The organism is Thermanaerothrix solaris (genome assembly GCF_032334255.1).
GTDB classification, from domain to species: Bacteria; Chloroflexota; Anaerolineae; order Anaerolineales; family Anaerolineaceae; genus Thermanaerothrix; species Thermanaerothrix solaris.
The window spans coordinates 652,123-666,597 of record NZ_JAUHMF010000001.1; the positions used below are offsets into that span (position 1 = coordinate 652,123).

Here is a 14,475-nt window from a genome sequence, read left to right on the forward strand (position 1 = left end):
GTAGGGTTTGGCCTCTTCCTCGAAGTAGGGTTCTCGCCAGTCTTTACGCAGCGGGAAGCCCGCAAACCCTTCCCACATGAGGATCCGTCGCAAGTCAGGATGCCCCTCAAAGCGAATTCCCAGTAGATCCCAGGCCTCACGTTCCTGGAATTCTGCTCCACGGTAAAGGGGCACCAATGAGGGCACCCTGGCATCCTCACGAGGGGTCTGCACTTTCAGCACTAACGCCGGCCCACCCAGCGTTTTGTAAAGATGATAAACTACCTCCATCTTTCCTTCAGGTAAATAGTCCACACCAGTAACTGAGGAAAGATAATCATAGCCATATTCATCACGCAGTAAACGCACCACCTCAAGCAGATGTTCACGCTCAACAATATATCCCTGATACCCGAGACGGGTATCCTGGTGAACCTTATCCGGAAAGAGAGCGCTCAGATCCGGGATTTGGGCAATTTTGGGGATAATTTCACTCATGAGCATTCTCTCCTTGACTTTCCTGGGGCGTCTGTCGGTGGGTTACCTCACGAATTAGAGCATATTTACGTGGATCCATCAAATCGGGTCCCAACACTGGCACAGGAATCGGTTCAGATGGACCTTTTTGATACCAGGGAAGATCACGCAAACTTTGGCGTTCAATTTTCTTTTGCAATGCAATCAGTCCGTTTAATAAGGCCTGAGGGGTAGGGGGACAGCCGGGAATGTAGACATCCACCGGAATAAACTTATCAATCCCCGACACAACGTTATACCCCTCCTTAAAGGGCCCGCCTCCTGAGGCACAAGCCCCCATAGCAATGACATACCGTGGTTCCGCCATCTGGTTATAAAGCCGCACAATTTGGGGCACCATTTTCTTGGTCACCGTCCCGGAAATGATCAACACATCGCTCTGGCGCGGGCTGGGTCGCATCACCTCCATACCAAAGCGCGCCAAGTCATAGCGACTGGCCGCGGTGGCGATCATTTCAATCGCACAACAGGCCAAACCAAACATCATCGGCCACAGGGAGTTAGCCCGTCCCCAGTTATAGATTCGTTCCAGGGTGGTGATTGTAACTTGATGTCGCAATTCGGGGGGAATTTCATAGCCTGGCGAAGTAATGTCTTTACTATCATTCATCTTAGTACCTCAAACGCTCTTAGTTCCGAATTCCAAAAAATCATTCTGATATCTTTCTAATTGTACCGGGGATCACTTTCCTGTCAACCATTAATTTGGTAAAATATTTTTTGCTTAATTCAACACCAACCAGGAAAAGGCTCTATTACCAAGTTATGGAAGATACTCGTTCCGCCATTCTTTCATTTATCCAACAGCATCCTTTTTGCACAGCCAAGGACATCGGTAATGCCCTAAATCTCACCACCGCGGATATTCGCTATCACATAAACATACTGGTCAGAGAAGGGAAAATTCAACAGGTAAATGCTCCCGGCAGGGCATCCAATCGCGGCCGACCTGCAACCACCTTCAGAATTAACACTGTTCCCTCTGCTCACACTATAATATGGTTATGCGAATTGTTAATAAAAGGCATAACTGAATTGTCGAAGGATTCCTCCGAGAACCCGTTAACGGCCCTCTTAAGCCCTTATTTTTCCGCCCTCGTTCCAACCACCCCAAGCCCAACACTTCGCCTCAACCAAACCATAGAAGCAATGAAAGGACTTGGATACGAGGCACACTGGGAGGCCCACTTTACCGGCCCTGTTTTGATCCTATCTAATTGTCCCTACTGGCCGCTTCCTGTAAAAACGCCCCACATCTGTACATTGGATGGCTTTTTGCTCGAAAAGATGAGCGGATTTCAACTTGAACAAATACAACGCGCCAACCTCGACAGCGGTCACCCTACGACATGTCTATTTAAAACAATTAGCCCCGGCTCAAAAACCGGGGCCAACACATAATCCCAAATTGGTCACCGCTCCAAGGCTCCCGCGTTTATCCAATCTTGAATCACTGCAAGTTCTACATCGGTGAACTTACCCGGGTGATTTCCCGCACCGACCACCTGGATCAAGCGGCTACCCACCGCATTTCCCGGTATAATAACCGGCCCGTTCGTACCCCCTTTCATCACCGACGAATAGTCCGAAACCGAGAATCCCCCTGCTTGTCCATGGCAAGCGCCACATTGCCGCGCAAAGATATCCTTAATCCCCCCTTCCCAAGTCAACTCACCTACCGCGGTCGAGGCGGTTTGTACCGTTGGTGTTATAGTAGGCAATAGAGTATAAGTTGGAGTAGCCCGCACAAATACTGGCACCTCACGTTGTGCTGGGGGTAAGGTCGTGATAGCCGTTTGTTCAAAAGTCACAAAGCGGAATACCCCGTAGAGCAATAACAATGAAAGAACACTTGCCACCGGAATAAACACCCGCAGGCGGCGCTTCCGCTCCTCCGGACTAACTTCTGGCTCCACCCGACCTTGCTCTATCATTTCCAATTCCAGCGCATGCTCTTCTTCCATCTCCTCGCGGGTAAGATGCCCGGTAAACATGCTGGAATTCCAGTGCCGAATGTGAACATGGTAAAAATGCCACAGCATAATTGCCAGCACAGCCAAAATCGCTTCAGCACCGTGAGCAGCCTTTGCCGCCGGAACGGCTTCGCCAGGCAGCCAACGGGTCGTGGCAATCGGATTCCACAGCATGAACCCGGTCAATGCCATAATCACCAATCCCCACACTAGTGCCCAATACTCGGCCTTCTCTACAAAGTTATATCGTCCCATTTTCGGACGTTCCTTAGCCAACCCAAGATTGAAAGCCAGGGTTTGAAACGCATCCTGAAGATCCTTAATCCCTGGCAACATGCTGGCCGATTTCTTTTCAACATAGAGTTTGTAGCCAATCGAGATCAGATGATAAATGGCTTCAATTAAAAACACCGTGGCAGCAACACGGTGGATGATACGCACCGACTCTATCCCGCCCAACAAACGCACAATGATGGGAGAAAGGGGAAAGAGCGCAAATTTCTGCACCAATCCGGTTATCGCCAGAGTGGTAAATGAAGCCACCAGCACCCAATGTTCAATACGCTGTAAAACATCAAAACGCAGATAGATCTTTGAGGTCGTGGTCGTGGTTGTCGTTTCCATCTCTCACTCCTCAGGGTTAGAATCGTGCGGTGCAATCTCTTGCGTGTCATCTTCTGCTACAGGTCCATCGTCCTCCGACCGCAGCGACTCTGTCCCTGACATTGTCTCTTGATCAGTAGGTCCTTTCGCAACTACGCTCTCATCTTCTATCTTAGACTCCGCCGATTCCGGTGACGGCGAGGCAGGGATGGGAGCCCCACCACCCCGCTGGCGGCGTCGGCGTCCCCATAACCGGTAATAGATATCACTGATCACAAAAATTGCCATCCCACCCAACACGGTTGGAATGAAAAACTTATAAAACAGATTGACATAATAAACCAAAGGATGGCGCTCCGGGCTGGGAATATAGTGACCCAACCAGGAATCCGGGAAGTTTGTGGTCGCATCTGGGTGACAACGCTGGCAGGTTTTAAGTAAATTCTCTTTGATCGCAATTCCCTTTTCAGGATCGTCCACCCTTTGGATATCGTGCACACCATGACAATCATAACAGACCGGTTTGTTGGTTTCCTGGTCTGGATCGGTCTTTTCAAATAACACCACGGTAGTGCCGTGGAAATCCGCAACATAGGTATTGAGCACCTGGGTCGAAAGCCCATACTTGCTCATAATCCTTTCATCGGTGTGGCATTTTGCGCATAGTTGAGGGGATGATAGACGGAAAGCCGCTGTCCGGGGGTCGGTAATGCGATGCACCCCGTGGCAATCGGTACAAGCCGGCACATCCGGATTGCGATTTTCGATAATTCCCGAACCATGTACACTATTCAAGTATTCATCGTAGATCGCCGCGTGGCAGGTAGCACAGGTTTGGGCTATCCGTGCGTGTTCGGAAGGAGCAGGTAACCCTTCGGCCGTTTTTTGAATGGGCATTTGAGTATGGGGGTTATGACAATCGGCACAGATAGGGGCGTTGCGGTTGCCCTCCTGGAAGAGTTTAGTGTGGACACTGTCTGCCAGTTCTTTGGCTTGATTGGGGTGGCATTGATTGCAGGTGGTTTGATATTGGAGGGTATAATCTCGGCGATCTTGAGCCTTGTTTTCTGGATGGGGAAAACCGGTGAGGTTGGTATGGCATACCTGGCAACTTAGGCGAGCATGCACCGCCTGATCATATTGTTTCGGATCAATGGTTAACGAAAGAATCTCACCGCTTGGCAAAGGCCAGGTCATCCCTTCGCGTTGGTGGCAACTCAAACACATCGAGTTATCGGGTTTCTGCGCTAATCCGCTAGCAACATATTCGCTTAAAGATTGACTTCTTGCTTCCTCTGTAAAAACCAAAAACCCTGTGACCAGGGTGAAAACTATCGCCAAGATAATCCAAGGAACGAGTCGTGTGCGCATCGTCGTCTGATCTGCTCCTCTTATTTTCAGAGTGAGGAGCACCCCCACATCGCCGTGGAGGCAATGTGAAGGGTGCTCCTGTCGCAAAACCTTATGGTCGTACGAGCTTGGTCAGATCCACTTTGACCTTTGTGCCCAAATCAGCGATAGAATCGTACAGCGCCTGGATCACATAGAGACCATTATGGACATAACCGCCTGGATCCTTCTGAGCGTACTGATAGTTATAGGCAGCAGTAAGCAAGCGTGGCGTCCAGGCATTGTAACGATTCTGGAAATTAATTTCATCGGCATCGGCCTGACCGTTGGCGTTGGTATCCACGAAGAAGTAAGGATAGGCTACCGGCGAATAAACAATGGGTTTACCCGCCACCTCTTTGGCGTAAGCCTGAATAGCGGCGTAGAGGAGTTCCTTCATGGTCTCCACTTCGCCCTTCAAGCCTTCCTGTGTGTCACCATCGCCATCGTAATCGGCCTTCGAGGTCATGCGGATCTTGGCCGGATCGTCCACCTGGTGACAACCTTGGCAACTGGCCGTCTTGACCTCCAGGCTATGAGCATCATGGCAGTCCGTACATGTCTCTACACCTTGGACATGCTTGAACAGCCCAACATAGGTTTTACCCGCGTATTCATAGATGCCCTTGGCCTCGGTTCCAAATAGGGTCGCACCGGCGGCAAAGTAGTGCACATTGCGGAAGGATAGGTTTTCGTCCACGGTATCGGGATCCTTCCCGGCAATTGCGCGATTCACTGTTACTGTGGAATCGCGTCCTTGGTGGCAGTTCAAGCACAGATTGGCATCTGCTTTATCTGCAAAGCCCAATTTGGCGCCGCTTGGGAAAGTAACCGCCTCAACTTGATAACGCTCGTAGGTGGTCAAATTGCTGTGGCAGGTCTCGCACAGCAAACCATTGGAAGGCACCATGGAGATGTTCACGCCTTCCGCAAGGTACTGCGGTAAACCTTCAGCGGTATGACACTTGACACAGGTGTTGGGCACTTTCCCTTCGGCATCCCAATGGCGGAAGGCCTCTTCCGAACCTGCAAAGTGGCCGGGGTCATTACGATGCGCCTTGCTCAGATCCACCGGTTGGCTAAGTTTTTCGTTCAGGCTCTCAATGGAGTCGTAGAGCAACTGAATGATGTATTTAGCACCGTGAGCATAGCCACCCGGATCCTTCATGGAAACCTGGTAGTTAAACGCAGCCTTTTCTAACCGCGGGGTCCAGGCATTGTAACGATTGGGATACTGAGTCTCATCCGTATCTGCCTGTCCGTTCTTATTGGTATCAATGAAGAAATAGGGGTAGGCTTCAGCGGAGTAGACAATCGGCGTCCCGGCAACTTCAGAGGCATAGGCCTGGATCGCCTGGTACAGCATCTGGCGCAAGCCATCAATCTCGTAATAGATGCCTTCCTCTACGTTGCCATCGCCATCGTAGTCCACCTGCGAAGACGCCATACGAATATCGCGGAGCGCCTCAACCGATGTCGCCCCCTCATGGCACGTGCTGCAGGTCTCTACTTTGACCTCCAACGAATGGGAGTCATGGCAATCGGTGCAGGTTTGCATGCCAACGACATGCTCAAAAAGCACATCATAGCGCTTGCCATCGTACTCGTACCCACCTTTGACCTGCGAACCATAACGACTGATAGCCGCTGCATAATAGTGAACGTTGATGAAGCCAAGTTCACCCACCACCTGGTCTTCATCGGTGGCGCCAGCCTTTTGGATCGCCTCATCTACCTGCACTTTCGAAGCGGCACCTTGATGGCAGGTCATACAAATCGCTTCACGCCCCAGACCAGTCAATTCAGCTCCCGATGGGAACTTTACGGTGTCAAGGGCAAGCGTCGCCTCATTATGGCAGGTATTGCAGGTGATAACGGTGCCAACCGGTGCATTCGCATCTACTTTGAAGGCTTCGCTACCGTCTGCCCCCACATAATCCAAAAAGCCCTGCGAACTGTGGCATTTTGCACACGTTGCAGGGATCTCAGGGGGCTCTTCATTGTTCCAGTGGGTGAAAGCCGCGGCTTCAGCGTCAGCGTGCCCAGAAGCCTGCCACTTTTGCCAAAACGGAATCTCGCCACTCAAATCTGGCGGACAGGCTTCAGGAGTGGGACAGACCTGCGGCGCAGCAGTTGGTTCCCCTGCTGTTGGCGTCGCCGTTTGGGATTGGCAGCCCACCAGAACTGCCACTAAGATCAGGATACCAAATAGGTAGAGGACAAACTTTGATGGTTGCTTCATATACCCTCCCAACAACACAGAACTAAGATAAACGCTTGCGGGTGCTTAACACAGAGATTTTCGCGATCCCACCACCTCCTTAATGCCAGATTAACCCACGGTATGGCTACATTATAGGAAATTCAGACCATTAATACAAGATTAATCTTAAGGCAATAAGGGGCTTTTTCGTCATAATTCATCCGTGAAAATCATCACTTTTACGATAAGATTTCACAATAACTATCAATTGTAGTTTTCTATATAAAACCGTGCCCCCAGTTTAATGCTGGGGGCACGGGCGATAGCGCAGTTACGGAGTTTATTCCACAGTAACCGATTTCGCCAAATTACGAGGCTGATCCACGTCCAATCCCCGCAACGCCGCAATATGATAAGCAAACAGTTGCAAAGGAATAACGGTAATCACTGGCGAGAGCAGCCATGGTGTCTCCGGCACCCAGAAGATGTGATCACACAATTCAGGCAGACGATCATCCCCTTCAGTTGCTACTGCGATAACGCTCCCACCCCGCGCCTTGGCTTGCTCAATCTGACTGATCATCTTCTCATACCACGGGTCCTTGGGTGCAATGGCAAGAACCGGCATATCTCGATCAATCAATGCAATTGGCCCGTGCTTCATTTCACCTGCTGGATACGCCTCAGCATGGATGTATGAGATTTCTTTAAGTTTAAGGGCTCCTTCATAAGCAATGGGCATGTTGATGCCACGTCCCAGATAGAGAATATTACGAATGTAACGCAATTCTCGCGCCACCTGGAGCACTTCAGGTTCGCGATCCAAGCAACGGCTCACCAAATCAGGGATCAGACGCAAATCGGCTACCAGGCGTTTACGATCACGCTGTGAAAGCACACCTCGCAAATCTCCCAACAGAATAGCCAGCATATAGAGATCTACTAAAGGGGCTGTGAATGCTTTGGTCGAGGCCACCCCAATCTCCGGCCCAGCCTGCATAGCGATGTAACCATCGGCAATACGCATGGCTTGCGATCCAATCACATTCACGATGGCCCATAGCGTTGCCCCCTTACGGCGCCCTTCGTCCATCGCCGCCAAGGTGTCCGCCGTTTCACCTGATTGGCTGATCGCCAGGACAACCGTATCCTCATCTACAATTGGGTCCCGATAGCGAAATTCCGAGGCGATATCCACTTCGACCGGAATGCGCGCAAGCCGTTCGATCAGGTACTTCCCCACCATCCCCGCGTGGGCGGCCGTTCCACAGGCTGTAATGCAAATACGTTTGATCCGCCGCGCTAATTCAGGTGTGAGGTTGAGTTGGGGCAGATGGATTATTCCATCATCAAAATCAACGCGCCCGGCCAGGGTATCGGTTAACGAGCGGACCTGCTCATGAATTTCCTTCTGCATGAAATGACGATATTCCCCCTTCTCAGCCGCCACCGGATCCCAGCTAACAGTATGAACCTGAGGTGACACAGTTTGTCCGTTCAGGTTTTTCACGACAACACCATCAGACTTAACAATCGCCATTTGATGAGAGTCGAGAAAAATCATTTGACGCGTATGCTCGAGAATGGCCGGAATGTCCGAAGCCACAAAATTTTCCCCTTCCCCCAATCCAATCACGACTCCACCGGCATTACCAATTCGCGCCGCAATGATCTTATCGGGTTCGCGGGTTGAGAGCACGACGATACCATGCGCACCACGTAATTGCTTTAAAGCCAAACGAACTGCTTCTTCCAAGGGAATTGTGCTGGCCAAAAATCGCTCAATCAAATGCACGATAACCTCGGTATCTGTATCAGAGTTAAATTTGACCCCCTCGGATTCCAAATCGGCTTTGAGTTCCAAGAAGTTCTCCACGATGCCATTGTGCACCACAACCACCTCACCGGTGCTTCCCACATGCGGGTGGGCATTGCGGGCACTGGGTTCACCGTGTGTGGCCCAACGGGTGTGCCCAATTCCCACCTGCCCATAAATGGGTTGATTCTCGACCAGTGACACTAATTTACTCAGTTTCCCGGCATCGCGACGGACTTCTATTCGCCCATCTTGTATAACGGCTAATCCGGCCGAGTCATACCCACGATATTCAAGGCGCTTCAATCCATTAAGGATGATCGGTGTTGCGTCACGATAGCCGATATAACCAACGATTCCACACATAGGTCTATCCTCCGAACGGCAAAGTTTCATGAAGTGTCTTGGGGTAATCAAAGCACCACAATACACTTCACCCCATCCCAACGCTTTTGTTGGGCCCTAACTTTGGAATTCTTTATGCATCTTCCTTGGGGAAAGTATTCATTGCCGACCAGGCAATGGGAAGGCTTCCGCTGATCTCTCGATTTTCCCGGCGACCAGGTTAGCAGCCTGTTCTCACCGGTTAGCTCCACCTCGCGGTGGAGAACCTTCCTCCTCGTCACCTCAGGTCTACCTCCCCCTCCGACCCAAGGCCTTGCGCTTAACTTTCCCTTTTCATATTTATGGGAATGACGGTTACTATAACACCTCCTTCAAAAGAGTGTTCTCCCAATCTATAAAACCTCATGCGTTCTTTTTATTATATCCTGCCTATGGCAAAAACTTTCTACCAAATTCGGCTCGATCATGTCAGACTCGATACAAAGTTATCAGACAACCTTTGGGATTTTTCTGCCCGAGGGCTCAAGCACGTGCTATAATCAAAAAGAGGGTTTCCCATGCCAAGGCTATTCCAACAATTTGAAGAGCAACTCGATATCTACCTGCGAGCGCGGTTCACCTTACTGGTCTTGGTTACCCCCGAGGAAGAACGCGCGTTGCAAAAGATACGCGCGGTGTGCGAACGCACCCAACGCCATTGCCTGGCCTGGGATCTTGCCGATGGCTTCCAATGGGTAGTAGGTAGTGGCGCTCTCCCCGTTGCACGCGATCCCCTGACCGCTCTCGAACAAATTGATCATGCCGAGGCCGCAGTTTCTACTCTCTATATCCTCAAAGATTTTCACGAAGCCTGGGGAAATCCACAAATCAAACGTAAGTTACGCAACCTCGCTCAACGCCTTAAATTCACCAAGAAATCCATCCTAATTACAACCGTAACCTCACATATTCCCAACGAACTGCGTGATGAGGCGGTTTTAGTTGACTTTGCCCTGCCTTTAGCTGAAGAACTGGAAGAGGTACTCAACCGATTGACGGCTACTCCTGGGGTAAGGGTAAATTTGACCCCATTGGGACGAGAGAAATTAGTTCAGGCCGCGATTGGCCTAACGGCTTCTCAAGCCCAGCGAGTGTTTGCCAAAGCCATCGTTGAAGATGGGGCCCTGGATGACCGCGACATTGACCTCGTCACTGAGGAAAAGAAGCAAATCATTCGTGAGAGCGAAGCCTTAGAGTTTTATCCTGTTACCGAGACTCCGGACGATGTTGGCGGTTTAGGTGTGCTCAAGGAATGGCTCCGTCTGCGCGAGAAAGCCTTTACCCAAGAGGCACGCCAATACGGTTTGCCCGCCCCAAAGGGAATTGGCCTTATCGGTATTCCGGGCACGGGAAAAAGCCTGACCGCTAAGATGATTGGGGGGCTGTGGCGCTTACCTCTGATCCGACTCGACGTGGGTGCCCTTTATGGCAGTCTGGTCGGTGAATCGGAAGAACGCACCCGCCGCGCTCTACGCCTGGCCGAGACCATTGCCCCTTGCATTATCTGGATTGATGAGATTGAAAAAGCCTTAGCCCATGGCGGATTGGATAGCGGCACCAGCACCCGCGTTTTTGCGACCATCCTGACCTGGATGCAAGAAAAGACCGCACCCTGTTTTGTCGTAGCAACGGCGAACGATATTTCAGCCCTTCCACCCGAATTGCTGCGACGGGGGCGATTTGATGAGATTTTCTTCCTGGATCTGCCCACTTTCTCAGAACGGCGTGAGATCTTTGCCGTTCATTTACGAAAACGCAATCGTGTTCCAGATGATTACGACCTTGATCGCTTGGCTGCAGCATCGGAGGGCTATGTTGGTGCCGAAATTGAACAAGCCATTATTGACGCGATGTACATTGGTTTTAATGATGGACAGCGCGAATTCACCACCGAAGATATCCTGCTCGCCTTGAGCAAACAGGTGCCTTTATCGCGCTCTCAGCGCGAAACCATTGAGATGCTCCGCAACTGGCTCCGTGAAGGACGAGCTCAGTCGGCCTCATTTCGCGAAGTCACTGAAGCCGAGAATCAATTTGTCCCTATCCAATTGGATGTTAAGCGGCGCTGAATTTTCTAGAACCTTATGGATAGTAATTTTCTTACCCTGGTCGAAGAGTATAATAATTTTGGGCGGGCAATTCCAGGTCGAGTGGCGACCTGAAAACTCTTAAATCAACCCCAGGAGGTTAAATTATGAACATCCCCAGTGAACTCAAGTACACCACCACGGATGAATGGGTAAAAGTGGAAGGGAATACAGCCATTGTGGGGGTTACTGATTACGCTCAATCTCAACTTTCCGACATCGTCTTTTTTGAGTTTCAAGTTGAAATCGGGGATGAGGTGAAAAAGGGAGGTGTAATTGCAACATTGGAATCAGTGAAAGCCGCTGCCGATGTCAATGCACCGGTATCAGGGAAAGTCGTTGCACGCAATGAAGCCCTGACCGAGAAATTTGAATTGGTCAACAGCGATCCTTACGGCGAAGCCTGGATGTTGAAAATTGAAATGAGCAATCCTCAGGAATTGGATAACCTGATGGATGCCTCTGCCTATCAGAAGTATTGCGAAGAAAGGGAGCATTGATATGTTCCTACCTCATACGGATTCTGAACGTTCTGAGATGTTGAAGACCATCGGGGTGTCTTCCATTGATGAACTCTTCCAAGACGTCCCCGAAAAAGTACGCTATCCAACCCTCAACCTCCCCCCGGCTCTGACCGAGATGGAGGTTGCGGCGCAACTCCAACAGATGGCTTTGGCCAATGAGACGACCCAGGACCTGGCCTGTTTCCTCGGAGCGGGTGCCTATAATCACTACATCCCCGCCACAGTGGATCACATCCTGCGCCGCAATGAATTTTATACCGCCTATACCCCGTATCAGCCTGAAGTTTCCCAGGGAACGTTACAAGCGATTTTTGAATACCAAAGCCTGATGTGCGCCCTAACTGGCATGGAAGTGAGCAACGCCTCCCACTACGACGGGGCCACTGCCACCGCAGAAGCTGGCATCATGGCTTACCACACTTTTCGTGGTAAGCGTACCCGCTTCGTTCTCTCTCCCGGCGTTCATCCCCAGTACCGCCAGGTCTTTCGCACCTATATGTCCGGTTACGAGGGGTTGGAAATCTTGGGCGATGAGACCGAAGGCGACCCGATGGATTACCTGGAACGCCTAGAGGGTCTGATCAATTCCAACACAGCGTTGGTCGTGGTGCAGTATCCCGATTTCTTTGGCCAAATCCATGATTTGGCTTCCCTAGCCGAAAAGGTGCATCAAGCAGGTGGGCTCTTTGCTGTGGTAGTTAATCCCATTGCCTTGGGGCTCCTGAAGCCACCAGGGGAATTTGGGGCAGACATTGTGGTTGGTGATGGGCAACCCTTGGGCATTCCGCTTTCGTTTGGTGGCCCTTACCTCGGAATTTTCACCACGCGCAAAGAGTATGTGCGCCGCATAGCTGGCCGCTTGGTCGGTGAAACCGTAGACGTTCAGGGACGCCGGGGTTATGTGTTAACCCTCACCGCCCGCGAGCAACATATCCGACGCGAAAAAGCCACCTCGAACATCTGCACCAACCAGGGTTTGATGGCGCTAGCCGCTACCGTCTATCTCGCCCTGGTCGGAAAAGAGGGTCTGCGTCAAGTCGCCGAACTCTGTTATCACAAAGCCCACTATGCCGCAGATCGGATTGCCCAAATTCGCGGATATCACGTTTTGAACCAACGCCCCTTCTTCCATGAATTCGTGGTTAAATGCCCCAAACCGGTCGCAGAGATCAACAACTATCTGCTCGATTACGGCATTTTAGGCGGTTATGATCTAGGGCAAGACTATCCTGCGCTCAAAGACCACATGCTTATTGCCGTGACCGAGATGAACTCCCGCGAAGAAATAGAAACACTGGCCGAGTATTTGGAGGAGTTCGCCCATGACTGAGCCTACGTTATTCGAATTATCGTCACCCGGGCGTCGGGGTGTGCGCTTTCCCGAGCCAGATGTGCCCAAGAGCCCACTGCCCGAGGGATTGGTGCGTAAGGATTTACCCCTGCCCGAACTGGCCGAAGTAGACGTCGTGCGCCACTTTGTGCGCCTTTCCCAGAAAAACTACGCCGTGGATTATGGGCTATATCCCCTTGGCTCCTGTACCATGAAATACAATCCCAAAATCAATGAGGATATGGCCCGTTTACCCGGCTTTGCCCTGGCGCATCCCCTGCAGCCTATTGATACCGTTCAGGGCAGCCTGGCTTTAATGTATGAATTACAGGAACTGCTCAAAGAGATCACCGGGATGGGAGCCGTTAGCCTGCAGCCTGCCGCGGGAGCACATGGAGAATTGACCGGGGTGCTGATTATACGTGCCTATCACAAATCGCGCGGTGACACCAAACGCACCAAGATTCTCATCCCTGACTCCGCCCACGGCACCAATCCCGCCTCATCGGCTATGAGCGGTTACGAAGTTGTCCAACTCCCTAGCGACAAACGCGGTAATGTGGATTTGGAAGCTCTGAAGGCTGCTTGCGATGACACCGTCGCAGGGCTCATGCTAACCAATCCCAATACTCTGGGGCTGTTTGAAGAAAACGTCCTCGAGGTAACCCGCATTGTTCACGAAGCCGGCGGTCTGGTTTATGGCGATGGCGCTAACCTCAACGCACTGTTGGGTATTGCCCGTCCTGGCGATATGGGCTTTGATATCCTTCATCTTAACTTACATAAAACATTCTCTACACCTCACGGTGGTGGCGGACCTGGCTCTGGCCCAGTGGCCGTAACCGAAGCCCTGGCCGAATTTCTACCTGGTCCCATCGTGACCATTCTCGAGGAAGGCACAGATGAAGTTCCCCCCTTATACGGGTTTAAGATGCCCAGCCGTTCGATTGGCCGTGTCAAGGCGTTCCATGGTCACTTCGGTATGATGGTGCGCGCGTATACCTACATTATGATGCATGGCGCTGAAGGACTTCGCAAAGTGGCCGAACACGCCGTGTTAAACGCCAACTATCTCTTAGCCCGTCTACGCCATGTCTACAAGGTGCCTTATGATCGCATTTGCAAACATGAGTTCGTCGCGGAAGGGGTTTGGGATGACGCGCCAGACATTCACGCCCTGGATATCGCGAAACGGTTAATTGACTACGACTTCCACCCACCCACTAACTACTTCCCATTAATTGTGCGCGAAGCGCTCATGATCGAACCCACTGAAACCGAGAGCAAGCAGACGCTGGATAAATTCGCTGATGCCTTGATCAAAATCGCCGAAGAAGCGCATACCCAGCCCGAATTACTCAAGAGCGCACCCCATAACACGCCAGTCGGCCGGCTAGATGAGGTGAAAGCAGCCAAAGAACTCGTCCTTTGCTGCTGGTTCCCTGAAAAAGAAACACAACCCTCATAAAAGCCATCTTTCCCGCCCTCCCAGGCCCAAAACGGGACGGCATACGAATTGCCCGTCCCGTTTTTACATTTATCATCCCCCACTTGTGACTTTCTTCATTAGCCAAACTGCCTATATAAAATTAAGCATTCCTCCCCTTTAATAACCGATTTCATCTACCTAAAATTGACCACAGATCATTA

Annotated in this window: 10 protein-coding genes and 1 pseudogene; 5 read left to right on the plus strand and 6 right to left on the minus strand. The window is 51.1% G+C overall.

Annotation, left to right across the window (positions count from 1 at the left end; genetic code table 11):
- Positions 1-93: 93 nt before the first annotated feature.
- Together QYE77_RS15310 and QYE77_RS02940 are read right to left on the minus strand one after the other, a co-directional pair.
- Positions 94-483: pseudogene (locus QYE77_RS15310) on the minus strand (NADH-quinone oxidoreductase subunit C); the annotation flags it as partial.
- A complete protein-coding gene (locus QYE77_RS02940) occupies positions 470-1,126 on the minus strand; it encodes an NADH-quinone oxidoreductase subunit B (RefSeq protein ID WP_399389326.1) in 657 nt (218 codons plus the stop codon). The pseudogene QYE77_RS15310 and the gene QYE77_RS02940, both read right to left, overlap by 14 nt.
- Before the next feature lie 155 nt (positions 1,127-1,281).
- Here QYE77_RS02940 and QYE77_RS02945 point away from each other — a divergent pair, with 155 nt between their 5' ends.
- Complete coding sequence (locus tag QYE77_RS02945; RefSeq protein ID WP_315623860.1) at positions 1,282-1,917, plus strand: helix-turn-helix transcriptional regulator; 636 nt, start codon at positions 1,282-1,284, stop codon at positions 1,915-1,917.
- A gap of 11 nt (positions 1,918-1,928) precedes the next feature.
- Here QYE77_RS02945 and QYE77_RS02950 read toward each other — a convergent pair whose 3' ends face one another.
- The 4 genes from QYE77_RS02950 to glmS form a co-directional block, all read right to left on the minus strand.
- Complete coding sequence (locus QYE77_RS02950) at positions 1,929-3,113, minus strand: cytochrome b/b6 domain-containing protein (protein ID WP_315623861.1); 1,185 nt, start codon at positions 3,111-3,113, stop codon at positions 1,929-1,931.
- A 3-nt stretch (positions 3,114-3,116) separates the two neighbouring features.
- Positions 3,117-4,463 (minus strand): cytochrome c3 family protein, encoded by a 1,347-nt coding sequence (locus QYE77_RS02955; protein WP_315623862.1) that lies wholly within the window; start codon positions 4,461-4,463, stop codon positions 3,117-3,119.
- 91 nt (positions 4,464-4,554) lie between these two features.
- Entirely contained in the window at positions 4,555-6,723 is a 2,169-nt protein-coding gene (locus tag QYE77_RS02960; protein WP_315623863.1) for a hypothetical protein, read from the minus strand.
- Between the two features lie 301 nt (positions 6,724-7,024).
- On the minus strand, positions 7,025-8,866 hold the full coding sequence (gene glmS, locus QYE77_RS02965; protein WP_315623864.1) for a glutamine--fructose-6-phosphate transaminase (isomerizing): 1,842 nt from the start codon (positions 8,864-8,866) through the stop codon (positions 7,025-7,027).
- Positions 8,867-9,402: 536 nt separating this feature from the next.
- On the opposite strand from glmS, the gene QYE77_RS02970 reads away from it, so the two are divergent.
- The 4 genes from QYE77_RS02970 to gcvPB all read left to right on the plus strand — a co-directional run bounded on the left by QYE77_RS02970 (position 9,403) and on the right by gcvPB (position 14,293).
- Positions 9,403-10,953, plus strand: coding sequence for an AAA family ATPase (locus tag QYE77_RS02970; RefSeq protein WP_315623865.1), 1,551 nt, complete (start codon positions 9,403-9,405; stop codon positions 10,951-10,953).
- A 125-nt stretch (positions 10,954-11,078) separates the two neighbouring features.
- Positions 11,079-11,471: a glycine cleavage system protein GcvH gene (gene gcvH, locus QYE77_RS02975; protein ID WP_315623866.1), complete on the plus strand. Its 393-nt coding sequence runs from the start codon at positions 11,079-11,081 to the stop codon at positions 11,469-11,471.
- Position 11,472: 1 nt separating this feature from the next.
- Positions 11,473-12,825, plus strand: coding sequence for an aminomethyl-transferring glycine dehydrogenase subunit GcvPA (gene gcvPA, locus QYE77_RS02980; protein ID WP_315623867.1), 1,353 nt, complete (start codon positions 11,473-11,475; stop codon positions 12,823-12,825).
- Positions 12,818-14,293, plus strand: a complete 1,476-nt coding sequence (gcvPB, locus tag QYE77_RS02985) for an aminomethyl-transferring glycine dehydrogenase subunit GcvPB (protein WP_315623868.1) — start codon at positions 12,818-12,820, stop codon at positions 14,291-14,293. Before gcvPA ends, gcvPB begins: the two co-directional genes overlap by 8 nt.
- Positions 14,294-14,475: the final 182 nt, after the last annotated feature.